This is a genomic window from Sulfurimonas sp. NW7, assembly GCF_051132265.1.
Classification (GTDB): domain Bacteria; phylum Campylobacterota; class Campylobacteria; order Campylobacterales; family Sulfurimonadaceae; genus Sulfurimonas; species Sulfurimonas hydrogeniphila.
Genome location: NZ_CP093235.1, coordinates 1,748,907 through 1,762,126, shown reverse-complemented (window position 1 = coordinate 1,762,126; position 13,220 = coordinate 1,748,907). Strand labels below are relative to the sequence as shown.

Annotated in this window: 13 protein-coding genes; 8 read left to right on the top strand and 5 right to left on the bottom strand. The window is 36.8% G+C overall.

Annotation, left to right across the window (positions count from 1 at the left end; genetic code table 11):
• Positions 1-9: 9 nt before the first annotated feature.
• The 3 genes from serB (at position 10) to MLC35_RS09225 (ending at position 1,364) form a co-directional block, all read left to right on the top strand.
• Positions 10-666 (top strand): phosphoserine phosphatase SerB, encoded by a 657-nt coding sequence (gene serB, locus MLC35_RS09235; protein WP_418641415.1) that lies wholly within the window; start codon positions 10-12, stop codon positions 664-666.
• Positions 660-959: a hypothetical protein gene (locus MLC35_RS09230; RefSeq protein ID WP_151899738.1), complete on the top strand. Its 300-nt coding sequence runs from the start codon at positions 660-662 to the stop codon at positions 957-959. The genes serB and MLC35_RS09230 overlap by 7 nt, the downstream gene beginning before the upstream one ends.
• A 66-nt stretch (positions 960-1,025) precedes the next feature.
• Positions 1,026-1,364, top strand: a complete 339-nt coding sequence (locus MLC35_RS09225) for a cytochrome C (protein ID WP_418640636.1) — start codon at positions 1,026-1,028, stop codon at positions 1,362-1,364.
• On the opposite strand, the gene MLC35_RS09220 is transcribed toward MLC35_RS09225, so the two are convergent.
• From MLC35_RS09220 to rpsF, 4 genes are all read right to left on the bottom strand, one after another.
• Entirely contained in the window at positions 1,361-3,106 is a 1,746-nt protein-coding gene (locus MLC35_RS09220) for a hypothetical protein (protein ID WP_434636679.1), read from the bottom strand. The two genes, MLC35_RS09225 and MLC35_RS09220, sit on opposite strands and share 4 nt — an antisense overlap.
• A 99-nt stretch (positions 3,107-3,205) precedes the next feature.
• Entirely contained in the window at positions 3,206-3,469 is a 264-nt protein-coding gene (gene rpsR / locus MLC35_RS09215) for a 30S ribosomal protein S18 (protein WP_151899741.1), read from the bottom strand.
• Between the two features lie 26 nt (positions 3,470-3,495).
• A complete protein-coding gene (locus MLC35_RS09210; RefSeq protein WP_151899742.1) occupies positions 3,496-4,053 on the bottom strand; it encodes a single-stranded DNA-binding protein in 558 nt (185 codons plus the stop codon).
• A gap of 30 nt (positions 4,054-4,083) precedes the next feature.
• Positions 4,084-4,530 carry a 30S ribosomal protein S6 gene (gene rpsF, locus MLC35_RS09205; RefSeq protein WP_151899743.1) on the bottom strand — a complete coding sequence of 149 codons (447 nt, stop codon included), beginning with the start codon at positions 4,528-4,530 and terminating at the stop codon, positions 4,084-4,086.
• A gap of 231 nt (positions 4,531-4,761) precedes the next feature.
• Between rpsF and MLC35_RS09200 the strand changes: the two genes are divergently transcribed.
• The 4 genes from MLC35_RS09200 to MLC35_RS09185 all read left to right on the top strand — a co-directional run bounded on the left by MLC35_RS09200 (position 4,762) and on the right by MLC35_RS09185 (position 10,763).
• Positions 4,762-5,802: an HD domain-containing phosphohydrolase gene (locus MLC35_RS09200; protein ID WP_151899744.1), complete on the top strand. Its 1,041-nt coding sequence runs from the start codon at positions 4,762-4,764 to the stop codon at positions 5,800-5,802.
• A complete protein-coding gene (locus tag MLC35_RS09195; protein ID WP_434636675.1) occupies positions 5,774-8,923 on the top strand; it encodes a transporter substrate-binding domain-containing protein in 3,150 nt (1,049 codons plus the stop codon). Before MLC35_RS09200 ends, MLC35_RS09195 begins: the two co-directional genes overlap by 29 nt.
• A 63-nt stretch (positions 8,924-8,986) precedes the next feature.
• A complete protein-coding gene (locus tag MLC35_RS09190; RefSeq protein ID WP_346389854.1) occupies positions 8,987-9,979 on the top strand; it encodes a divergent polysaccharide deacetylase family protein in 993 nt (330 codons plus the stop codon).
• 7 nt (positions 9,980-9,986) lie between these two features.
• Positions 9,987-10,763: a DNA-processing protein DprA gene (locus tag MLC35_RS09185; RefSeq protein WP_151899747.1), complete on the top strand. Its 777-nt coding sequence runs from the start codon at positions 9,987-9,989 to the stop codon at positions 10,761-10,763.
• Here MLC35_RS09185 and MLC35_RS09180 read toward each other — a convergent pair.
• A complete protein-coding gene (locus MLC35_RS09180) occupies positions 10,753-11,628 on the bottom strand; it encodes an AraC family transcriptional regulator (RefSeq protein ID WP_151899748.1) in 876 nt (291 codons plus the stop codon). The two genes, MLC35_RS09185 and MLC35_RS09180, sit on opposite strands and share 11 nt — an antisense overlap.
• Before the next feature lie 126 nt (positions 11,629-11,754).
• Here MLC35_RS09180 and MLC35_RS09175 point away from each other — a divergent pair, with 126 nt between their 5' ends.
• Positions 11,755-13,209 (top strand): acetyl-CoA carboxylase biotin carboxylase subunit, encoded by a 1,455-nt coding sequence (locus tag MLC35_RS09175; RefSeq protein WP_346389856.1) that lies wholly within the window; start codon positions 11,755-11,757, stop codon positions 13,207-13,209.
• Positions 13,210-13,220 lie beyond the last annotated feature (11 nt).

The window sequence follows — 13,220 nt, the reverse complement described above, 5'->3', positions numbered from 1 at the left end:
ATAATTGCGATATTATATACAAAAGAGAGAAAATTTATGCTAAAACTTGCAGTATTTGACTTTGATTCTACATTAATGGACGGTGAAACAATTGATTTTTTTGCGGATGAATTGGGAATAGGCGAAGAGGTCGCACGCATCACAGAAGAGGCCATGAGCGGAAGACTTGATTTTTTTGAATCTTTACAACAAAGAGTAGGGCTGCTAAAAGGGCTGGATTATGCAGTTGTTGAAAAAATAGCACATAATCTGCCTTATATGCCAGGAGCACGTGAGACCATAGCAGAATTGAAAAACAGAGGCATGAAAGTTGTCTGTTTCAGCGGCGGTTTCAGAACAGCGACTTCCTATGCAAAAGATATTTTAGGATATGATGCTGATTTTTCCAATGCTTTACATGTAAAGAACGGAAAGCTTACCGGACTTGTCGGCGGCGATATGATGTTTAATTTCTCAAAAGGCGATATGTTGGTAAGACTTCAAAATATTTTGGGTGTAAGCGAAGAAGAGACATTGGTTTGCGGTGACGGTGCAAATGATCTTTCAATGTTTGCCCATGCAGGGACTCGGATTGCTTTTTGCGCAAGAGAGATTTTAAAACGTGAAGCAAATATAATAATACAAACAAAAGATTTAACACAAATATTAAAGGAAATACAATGCTAGAGAGTACAGTGTGGAGACAATATCATAATGACAACAGTTTTAGAGAAAAACTTGCAGAGTTTTGTAGACTTGATACTGTAGATCTGATAGAAGATGACAAAGAACTTTATGCGGCGCTCAAAGCAAAATTGACAAAAAAAGAGCTGAAACTTTTTGCAATGGATACGGCAGGGATTGCTCAAGGGATAATTAAAAAAGAGTTTGCATATACTGATGAAGAGTTGGAAAAAGCAAAATTCAAGCTCTATAAAAAGTTAATTCAGGATAAAACAAGGCTCAGTTTCAGAGTATAGATTAATCTATAATTTATGAAGATGTCAGTAACATATCACAATGTTATAAGATGTAAAGGAAAGTAAATGAATAAAATGACTTCATTGTTATTGGCTGCTGCAGTGGCCGGGTCTGTTTTTACAACAAGTGCGACAGCTGATGCAAGCAAAGGGCAAAGGTTTTATTTAAAAAAGCTGAAAATCTGTAAGAAAGACGGACTGAAAAATGGAGCTGTATTTGCGATAAAACATGACCGTAAAGGTTGGGCTTCTTTAAAAGAGTCTGGAAAACTTCAAGAAGAATGGATGAAAATTTGTCCTCATGGCGTGAAAAAAATTAAGAAAATGAAAGAAAAAGATGTGAAAAACCTTTATGACTTTGTCTGGAAATATGCAGCAGACGGTGAAGTCCCGACCTGTGGTTAATGACGAGAGTGTTTGTTTAAAATGATTTTTAAACTTACTCTTCTTGATTTTTCTTTATGCTCTGTGTGATTGGTTATAATTCTATTTCTATAGTTAAGACCGCTCCCCTTTAAAATATGCGTTAAATATTCTTGCTTTGTCGGGTTTTGTACCAAGAAAAGCGACTTGAACGCTTCATAGGAGCGTTTCATAGAGAGCTCTTCATTGTTTAAAAATCTCCCTGAAAAGGTACTGTTTTTCCACTCGCTGGAAGTATGTCCATTGATCTCTAAAGTTTTTACCTGCATTCTGTGTGTATATAAAAAATTTACTAATTTTGTAAAAAATTCTCTAAAAAACTTTTTTTGCTGTTTGCCGAGTTTGTATTCTCCTGCCTTAAAATAAAGATTTTTAGCAGTAAATTCAATAGTTAGATCTTTTTTTATGATAACTTTTTTCGTGTCTATTTCTTTTTGAAACAACTGACGCAGCTGCGTGTAGAAATCCAGTGTGTTTCTTGCAATCTTGGCAATTGTAGCATCTTTGTTGAGTTTGAGAATCCACATATTGTTTTCATTGGAATTTTTGTCTGTATGTATACCGGCTACACCTACCTGGGAGTTTGCTAAAATGACAGCTTTGTTAAAAACATCATAATTTTCTCCTCCGTAATGTTCCTGTTTTAAAAGTTTCAGATTTTTGCTGATTATCATCGCCAGACCATCAGTATTGAAGCTGTCCCGGACAAAGCCAACTCCAATTAATGTGCCGTCACTGAACTCCTTGAGATCGTTGATTTGGCTTGAGTATGTTGTACTGATTTCACTGTCAATCAAGATGTTTTTATATATATCAAATTTTACAAGGCGTATTTGCTTTTTGTGCATGGTATCTGTTTTGGCTAATGATATGACAAAATTATGATCTTTGAGCCTGAGTAAACTTACAGGTTCATTAAAACCATTGTCCGGAATCTCTTTGAGCCATATATTATCGCCGTTTTGGGTTAATCTTGAGATGTTGACAGCTGTTTTCATTTTTGTATGTGTTGTGCTGAGAACTATTATTGAACCGTCATCGGCTTCTGAAGCATCTATCCCCTGATCATCATACTGTGTGCCGTATTTTTTAGTCCACAGCAGATGTGCATCTTTGTCAAACCTGCTTATGCATACATCATCATTGCCCAAACCGCTTTGAAACATGTTGTCTTGCGTTGATCTGGAAGTAAAAGAGGTGCCTATTGCTAATACTCCGCCGTCTTTCAAGCTAACAAGTTTATGGATTGTATTATTGTTTTTAGTACCAAAGGAGACTGATCGCTGCAGGTGCAAAGCAGCGTCGAGTAACACCAAGAGTTGTGACCCACCCATTGTGTATCCGCCTATAATATATCCATTCGCAGGTGTTTTTACAAAGGAGGCCGGTTTTGCAAATTGTGTAAGGGGAATGATTTTCGACTGTATGATTTGTGCTTTGTCATTCACTTTAATAAGTTCTATTTTGGCACCGTATTTATTTGAAATGTTCTGCAGGTATGCAAAAGGATCATTATATGTTTTATATGTTTTGTCAGCATGTAAACTTTGTTTTTTGAAGTCATATGTAAAACCAAGAGCACTCAAGGTTCCGTCATAATTTTGGGTGATATCAACCAAACCTGACTGAAAAGGTTTATGAATAATGAGTGCAAAATCATCAGATGTTTTTGCATGAAGCAAAAAATTATGGAATATCAGTAAAATAAATAAAGTTAGTTTCATAGGACTGCTTTTTTAGATAAACTATAGCAATAAATATTCCTAAGTGGTGTTTGTCGGGAAAGTTTAAGGGATGAAGTGGTGCAAAAGCACCAGGAAAACCTATTTCAGGTTTTCAAATGGTGCAGTTACAACTTGCTTACGGCTTACAGTATAAGGAACTAAAGCTGCTGCACGAGCACGTTTGATTACTACTGTAATCATATCTTGGTGACGTTTACAGTTTCCTGTTAAACGACGTGGCATAATTTTATATCTTTCTGATAATGAAAAACGTAAACTTGCTACTTCTTTGTAATCCATGAAGTCAACTTTTGCTTCACAGTATTTACAATATCTTTTTTTGTATTTTCTTTTTTCTGACATGGTATACCCTTTGTATCTATTTTTTTCTAAAACGGAATTTCATCTTCATCTATATCAATTTCAGGAATAGAGCTGCTGCTTGGCATTTCACGACTCTGAGACGCTGCTTGATTGTTATTGTAACTGTTTTGCTGCTGTGGTGCCTGGTAACTTTGCTGTTGTTGCACAGGCGGCTGTTGATACCCTTGCGGTTCTCCCTGCGCAGGTGCGTTATATCCACTGTTTTGTGCCGGTGCATTATAACCGCCGCCTTGGTTGTCACCCTTGGAATCAAGCATTTGCATAGTTTCTACAATAACAGAATGTTTCGATCTTTTTTGTCCGTTTTGGTCAACCCACTGTTCAAAGTTTAATCTTCCCTCAACAAGGATTTTACTTCCTTTTCTGAGGTATTGGTTTGCAACTTCTGCACTTCTTCCGAAGAATGTGATATCTACAAAACAGACTTCCTCTTTCTTTTCTCCATTGCTGGTGAATTTACGGCTTGTAGCAATTGCAGTTTTTGCAATTCCCATTCCCCCTTGAGAATATCTAAGTTCGATATCACGCGTCAAGTTACCAACTAAAATTATTTTATTGAACATAAGTTTTCCTTCATTTTATAGCGAATGCTATTACTCAGCTGCTGCTTCTGTTGCCGGAGCTTCTGTTGCTTCTTCTGCTTTTGGAGCTTCTTCTGTTTGTGCTTCAGCTGCAGGAGCTTCTTCTGCTTTTGGAGCTTCAGGTGCTTTGTTTGCTTTTTTTACAAGTTCATTCCATGCTTTTATTTCACGGTTTGAATCATATTTGATCGTTATAAATCTTAAAAGGTCTTCGTTGATACGGAAACGTCTTTCAATTTCAGCGATTGCAGCAGGTGCTACTGAGTAGTAGATTACATAGTAGTAACCACGTTCGTTTTTTTCAATTGGGTATGCTAATTTTCTCATTCCCATAGCGTTTGTCGCTGCAATTTCTCCACCGTTTGAAGTAATAACTTCTTCAACTGCTTTGACGCTGGCCTGGATTTCTTCTGCAGTAAAAGTAGGTTTTACGATTACTAGGTTTTCGTAGTGTCTCATATAGTATGATCTCCTCTTGGTATTGCCTAATTCTAGGCTTTTGTTTCCCTTTCGGATCTGAATATAGTGCCAATTCTGACATTACAAAGAGAAAGGAACTCGAAATTATACATAAGTTTTGCTTAAAAAAAGCAAATTGAATATATTTATCTTCTTTTAAGTGGTTCTTTATTTGTTTTTAGTTTAAATAGATTAATTTAAATTATACAGTATGAAGGGCATGATGAGAGTATGAGTTATAAAGTTTTGATTGTGGATGATGTGATAGAAAATATTCAGGTAGCGATGAATATTCTCAAAGAAGAGGGATATGACTTTTCATATGCCAAAAACGGGGAAGAAGCTTTAGCCCTTCTGGATTTTAATAATTTTGATTTGGTACTGCTTGATATTATGATGCCTGGTATAGACGGATATGAAGTATGCCGACGGATGAAAAACGATCCAAGACTCGTAGATATTCCTGTTGTCTTTTTAACTGCAAAATCAGATATAGACTCTATGACCAGAGCATTTGAAGTAGGTGGGGTGGATTATCTTACAAAGCCTTTTCATGCGAATGAGCTTCTGGCCCGAACAAAAACACATCTTGAACTTTATACTGCAAAAAAAATACTTCAAATTCACAACCTGTCTTTGCAGACAAAATTAAAAGAGGAACAAAAACGTATATACAGTGAACTTGAAGAGAATCAGAAGGAGATGATTTTTATTTTAACAGAACTTGTTGAATCTGTATCGGATGAGACAGGCAGACACATAAAACGTGTGGCGGAGTACAGCAGACTTTTGGCACAGTATCATCCTGCTGTTTCGGAGGGAGATGCTGATGTGATTTATCATGCAAGTCCTATGCATGATATTGGGAAGATGGGTATCCCTGAAAATATTTTGCACAAAAAAGGTTCCCTCACAAAAGAAGAATTTGAAGTGATGAAAACGCATACTGAAATCGCCCATAAATACCTGAAAATCTCAAACAGAAAACTGATGAAAGCGGCAGATATAATTGCTTATGAACATCATGAAAAATACAACGGAGCGGGCTATCCTCGCGGGCTTCAGGGCAGAGATATTCACATATTTGCCCGTATTGTAGCCTTAGCGGATGTGTTTGATGCTTTGACACATAAAAGGGTCTACAAAGATGCCTGGAGTATAGATGATGCAGTCAATTATATACAAGAACACAGTGGAGATCATTTTGATCCGGAATTGGTTGCTATTTTTAAAGAACATCTTGATGAATTCATTGCAATTGCACAGGATTAGTTTTCTTTTTTTTGTATTTTTCTATACTTCGGCTCTTTTTGGAGTTACATTTTCTTCGCAGGAAAAAGAGTGGATAAAAGAGCATCCCGTCGTTCGTTTGGGAGCAGATTACAGTTGGCCTCCGTATGAATTTGTAGATAAACAGGGAAGACATACAGGGATTGCAGCTGATTTTTTAAAGCTCATAAGCCAAAAAAGCGGTTTGACATTTGCTGTTACATCAGAAGTTTGGGCTGATGTTATGCGCGATATGAAAGCAGGAAAATTTGACGGTCTGAGTTGTGCGGCAAAAACACCAAAAAGAGAAAAATTTTTAAAATTTACAACACCCTATGTTGAGATGCCCTTGGTTATTGTCACACAGGCTACGCGGCAAGATATAAAAAACATGGATGCACTGAATAACAAAACGGTTGCGGTAAACAGGGGCTCGTATCTGCATGAATGGTTGCAAAAAAACTATCCGAATATTCATCTTTACCTTACCTCCTCAAACCGAGAGTCTCTCAAAGCACTCTCTTTTTCAAAGGTTGATGCCTACATAGGCAATATTGCAGTGGCTTCTTATATAATGAAGCAGGATTATCTTTCAAATTTAAAAATTGTAAATAATGTTCCGGGAATGGATACAAAAGTTTCTATTGCTATAGACAAAAACAAGCCTGTATTATTTGCAATAATAGAAAAATCATTACAGGATATCAGTGATAAAGAACGGCAAAAAATTACAGATAAATGGTTTGAGGCTTCTCAGACAGATACAAAAGTCTCCCGGAGTTTGCAATGGAGCGAGAAAGAGCAAAGGTGGTTACAACAGCACAAACAGATTACTTTGTGTATAGATCCTGACTGGATGCCTTTTGAAGCTTTTGACAAAGATGGAAAATATATTGGCATCAGTGCCGAATATTTTAAAGAGTTCCAAAAAAATATTCCTGTTCCCATAAAAGTTGTCCGGACAAAAACATGGAGCGAATCGCTTCTTTTTGTACAAAACGGGAGGTGCGAAATACTCTCTTTGGTTGTCAAAACGCCGCAAAGAGAAAAATATCTGCACTTTACAAAGCCGTATCTGCATACCCCTTTGGTAATTGCCACAAGACCGGATGTTACCTATATCAGCAGTATGGAACAACTCGAAGGTAAAAAGGTGGCAATAGTAAAAGACTACTCTTTTAACGAAAGCTACAGACAAAAATATCCAAAAGTAGATTTTATTGATGTCAAAAGCATAACGGAGGGGTTGCAAAAGGTGCAAAATGGAGAGTTGTTCGGTTATATAGGCACGCTTATAGGTGTTGGCTATCAAGTGCAGACAAAATTTCCAAACCAGTTGAAAATATCCGGACAATTGCAGGACACTCTTTCGTTCAGTGTGGGTATAAAAAAAGATTTGCCGGCACTCGCATCTATTTTTGAAAAAGTAATCAGCGCAATAAAAGAAGAAGACAGGCACAGAATAGAGTCACGCTGGATAGCTGTAGAATATGCACATGGCTTTGATTATAAACTTTTATGGAAACTTCTGGCCGGTGTTGTTTTTATCATTGCTGTTTTTGTCTATTGGAACAGAAAACTGGCATTAGAGATTAAAAAAAGAGAAAAAGCACAGGAAGAACTTTTGCAAACACAACACAGGCTGCAAATAGAAAAAGACAAGGCCGAAGCGGCAACAAAGGCAAAATCTGAATTTCTTTCAAATATGAGCCATGAAATCAGAACACCGCTCAATGCTATTATCGGCTTTTCGGATATACTCAGTCAAAAGATACAGGATCCAAAGTTAAAAAGCCATATAAAAACAGTGAAAAATGCGAGTCATACGCTTTTGACACTTATAAATGACATACTTGACCTTTCCAAGATAGAAGCAGGAAAACTGATTATAGAGACAAAACCGACAAATCTCTTTGCATTGGCTGATGAAGTGGGTTCTGTCTTTGCAGTTGAGGTGGAGAGGAAAAATTTGGATTTTGTAGTACATGTAAACACCAACATTCCTAAAAGTCTGTTACTTGATGAAGTACGCATACGCCAAATTTTACTCAACCTGATAGGAAATGCAATCAAATTTACGCAAAAAGGTTTTGTAAAGTTAAGCGTAAAAGCATTTGATATTGATCAGCATCTCTCAAAATTAAATCTGGAGATTTCTGTCGAGGACAGTGGTATCGGTATACCAAAAGAGCAGTTGGCAAAAATTTTTAATGAGTTTGAGCAGATGGACGGACAGGATACACGCAAGTTTGGCGGTACAGGACTTGGACTGAGTATATCAAAACGTTTGTGTGAAATGATGGGAGGCAATATTTCTGTAGAGAGCCAAGAGAAAAAAGGAACTGTCTTTAAAGTGCATCTGTATAATGTAAGCATAGCATCAATAGCAGAGAATGATGCACAGGATGATATTCGTATAAAAAATTTAAAAAATATAAAATTTAAAAAAGCAAAAATACTGGTTGTTGATGATATTGAAAGTAATCGTGATTTGATAGTGAAAATTTTTGAAAACACTGCAATTACAGTGATAACGGCAAAAAACGGTTTGGAAGCGATAGCACTTTGTAAAACAGAGCAGCCGGACTTGGTTTTAATGGATATAAAAATGCCTGAGATGGATGGCTATGAAGTGACAACTGCATTGCGAAAAATCTCCAAGTGTCCTGTTATTGCATTAACAGCTTCGCTTATGGAAAATGAGCAGGAATACAAAGATACCCATTTTGACGGTTTTTTACGAAAGCCTGTTTTGAAGTATGATCTTTTTGTGGAATTAAGCAAATTTTTGGCAGTTGATGAGGCGGAAATGCCTGATAAGCCAGATAAAGAGGTATTTGAACTCAGTGAAAAAGCAAAACAAAACAGTGCTGAGATACGAAAAACTATAGAAGAAGAGATACAGACTCTTTATAAAAAAGCACTGCAGACGCATAGCTTTTCTGACACAAAAGATTTTAGCAAAAGACTTTGTACCCTGGCAGCAGAGTATGATATAAAACCTCTTGAGCAGTATGCATTGCAACTTCAAGAGAGTATAGAAGCGTTCGATATCAAAGAGCTTGAAAAGCTGCTTGAGCGTTTCGATACCACTGCCGAAGATCTATATGACAAACTGCAATAAAATTAAGATTTTTATTTTTTTAGGATATAGTTTCAATAAATTTAACTTTAAGATGAAGAGTAGATGGCAAAAAGAAAAAAAAGAACAAGAAGAACGAAGAAAAAAACCGGTTCTTCTTTATTAAAATATACAGCATGGTTTTTAGCACTGACAGCCCTTGTTTTAATATCTTTAATTACAGGGTATTATTTTGGAGCAAATGATGGAAAAACGCATAAAAAAGAAAAGTCAACAACAAAGCACAAGTCAGTACAAACAATTCCAAAAGCACCAGCTGTAAGTGTAAACAAAAGACTGCAGGAGGTACTGAAAAAAGAGACAAAAACATACGTTTCCGCAGCACATGAAATAGATAATGAAACCCTGGCAAACCCTCCAAAGCAAAAACCGAAAAAAGTGCAGATTTATACATCAAAACCGAAATTGGCTATCATCATAGATGATATGCAGACCGCATCTCAGGTAAGAGCCGTAAAACGTTTGCATCTCAATGTTACTATGTCATTTTTGCCACCACGTGCAGCAAGACCAGACTCTGCGAAACTTGCATCACATGAAAAGTTTTATATGGTACACTTACCGATGGAAGCAATGCACTTTAGTGCTGAGGAACCGCATACTCTCCGCATACATGATTCTCAGCAAAAAATCTCTGCAAAAATTAAAGATATTAAAAAATTGTTTCCAAAAGTCGCCTATATTAACAATCACACCGGCAGCAAGTTTACATCAAATGAAATAGCAATGAACAGACTGGTTTTTGCTCTAAATGCAAACCATATACGCTTTATAGACAGTAGAACGACTGCTAAAACAATGGCACCAAAAGTACTGAAAAATTTCGGACTGAAATATGTTGCGCGCGATGTTTTTTTGGATCATCACATGGACAAGCCATATATATTAAAACAGATAAAAAAAGCTATTGCAGTTGCCAAGGCACATGGCAGTGCTATTGCGATAGGCCATCCGCATAAAAATACACTGCAGGCACTCTCTGAATCTAAGGCTTTGTTCAAAGATGTTGAGTTAGTGCAGATAAATAAAATATATTGACTTTGCAATGCAACAAATAAATTTTCATATACCCGAACTTGATGCTATGAAGCACTATCCGGAGAAACTTTTTTACAAAGGAAACAGTGAATTATTGCATAAAAAGAAAATTGCAATTGTAGGAAGCAGAAAACCAAATCAATATGCAAGAGAATTGACACACCGGCTTTCTCACAAGCTTTCTTTAGAGGGTGTCTGCATAGTAAGCGGCGGTGCTTTGGGCGTTGATGCCATTGCACATAAGGCTGCCGGTGCAAAAAACACCATTATGGTTGCAGCAACAGGACTTGACAAGCGCTATCCTGCAATCAACAAAAATATTATTGCAGATATTGAGATAAACGGTTTGGTACTGAGTCAGTTTGAAGAAGGGACTCCTTCTCGTAAGTATCATTTCCCTTTGCGAAATGAAATAGTTGTTGCTTTGGGAGATGTACTTGTAGTGACTTATGCAGATTTTAACTCAGGAACAATGCGCAGTGTTGAGTATGCTTTGAAAATGGGAAAAGAGGTATATGTTTTACCACACCGTATAGGAGAGAGTGAAGCGACAAATAATTTACTTGCAAAAGCAAAAGCAAAAGCTATTTATAATCTAGATGCTTTTGTAGCAGAGTTTGCAGGGTTTACATGTAAAGAAGTGGCTTTAGATGAGTTTTTGCACTATTGTCAAAGTAATCCGACATACGAAGAAGCTTTGCAAAAATATCCGACAAAAATTTTTGAAGCGGAACTGGCCGGAACCGTAGAGATAAAAAATGCAAGAGTCTATCTTAGTAACTGATTGATAAATAAAGACTGATGTCAAACTTATTGTCTTTGGATAAATACTTGTTTTTTTTATAAACGACATAAGGGGGTTTTGTTGTGGTTTCATACTCATTTTGCGGCAGCCAGCTGTGATATACCCAATGAATAAATTTCAAAAAGTCTCCGGATTCTCCCTGCAGATCAAATTTTGCATAGACTCCTCCTGAGATTTTAAAGTTTGGCAATCTGTCATTCACGGTAATATTTGGATCCTCATTGACGATGCAGGCGACATATTGGCACTCGTCAAGCGGTGTAATTGCCGGATTGTCATGCAGAAGTGCAATTTCTTTGTAGTTGGTGAGATTGTTGCTAAACACCCATGTTTGGAGTTTTTGCCAAGTCTGTTTTATGCTGTCGTTATATCCCCTGTGTCTTATGTAGTATGCTGAAAGTTCAGGCATCTTCACAATTTCAGGTGTAATGGTATGAAACTGTGCCTTTGATTTTGTGGCTATTAAAGACTGCTTGAGGATTTTGCTCGAATACTTTTTGTAGCCCCCTTTTCGCCACTCTTTGGGTGTCATGGCAAAGCGGATTTTAAAAGCGCGTATAAAAGAAGTCTGCGAAGAGTATCCACAGGAGTTTGCAACTTCGGATATTGTGGAGTATTTGTTGGTTAAGAGCAGATTGGAAGCTTTTTGCAGGCGTATGGATTTTATACTTTCATATATATTTCGGTTGAATATCTCTTTGAAAATCTTATGCATGTAAAATTTATTGATTTTCAGGTTTTGGGCAAGTTCATCCATATTGATATCTGTATCTATATTGGTATAGATGTAATACATAATATAATTGGAGATTTTTATCTTTTTTTCTAAAGTTGTTTTTTTCATAATTCTTATTATAGCAAAATTAGAAAATAAAAATTACAAAAATAGATAACTTTAATGCCAATTAAAGTATAGAGATAATTTTTTTAAAACTTTATAATACTGCAGTTTAAAATATTGGAGAATCACATGAAGCAAAAAATATCTAAAATGTTGATCGCAAACAGAGGCGAAATAGCGCTGAGAATTATTCGTGCGTGTAAAGAGTTGGAAATAAAAACAGTCGTTGTGTTTTCAGAAGTTGATGTGGAAGGCGTCTGGGTTGCCAAGGCAGATGAATGCTATCCTATAATGGGGAATCCTATTGAAGCATATTTGAACTATGACAGAATAATTTCAATGGCAAAAAAAGCAAACTGCGATGCCATACATCCGGGATACGGATTTTTATCTGAAAGTGCTGAATTCGCCAGAGCCTGTGAAGAGAACGGTATAATTTTCATAGGTCCCAAACCGGAGCACATTGAACTTTTTGGTGACAAAATGGCTTCCAAAGTTGCGATGAAAAAAATCGGTGTTCCTGTCTTAGAAGGGACTGACACACCGGTTATAGATGTTAAAGAGGGTGAAAAAATTGCCAAAGAGATAGGATTTCCTGTAATTATCAAAGCTGCATTCGGCGGCGGCGGCAGAGGAATGAGAATTGTCAAGCAGGCAAAAGAGTTTTCTAAAATGTTTGAATCTGCTACAAATGAAGCGGTGAAATATTTTGGAAAAGGGGATGTTTTTATAGAAAAATATGTTGAAAATCCTCGTCATATCGAAGTCCAGATTGTTGCTGACAAATATGGCAATATTGTGCATTTGGGAGAGAGAGACTGCTCGATTCAGCGTCGTCACCAAAAAGTTATTGAAATTGCACCGTCGCCACTGCTTAATGATGCGGTTCGCAAAGAACTCTACAGAGTTTCCATCAAAGCAATGTTCAGACTGGGGTATGAGAGTGTCGGAACAGTAGAGTTTTTGGTTGACGAACAGGATAATATTTATTTTATAGAAATGAACACCAGAGTGCAGGTGGAACATCCTGTAACTGAAACGATTACAGGTGTGGATATTATACAAAGAATGATAGAGATTGCCGGCGGAGACAAATTGAAATTTTTACAAGAAGAGATACAGTTTCGAGGCTATTCCATTGAATTTAGAATCAATTCTGAAGATCCGCAAAACAACTTTATGCCAACTGCCGGTACGGTTACAAAATATCTGACACCTGGAGGACCGGGCGTGCGTCTTGATACAAGCCTTTATGCGGGCTATGAATTGCCTACATGTTATGATTCTATGCTTGGAAAACTCATAGTCTGGTCTCTGGACTGGGAGGGTGCTGTGAGAAAAGCCAAAAGAGCACTGGATGAGTTCTATATTGAAGGATTCAAAACAAATATTGTTCTTCACAGAGAAATTGTACGGGATGAAGAGTTTAGAGCAGGAAAATTTAATACAGGCTATCTGGATTCCAAAATGGAAAAATTCAATCTTGGTGCAGTCTCTCTTCTTGCTGATGAAGAGAAGAAAGTCTCTTTTTTAAGCAGTATTATCAAAAAAATCAAAGAGAATAATTTAATTACAAGAAGCTGAAACAGCAGTGC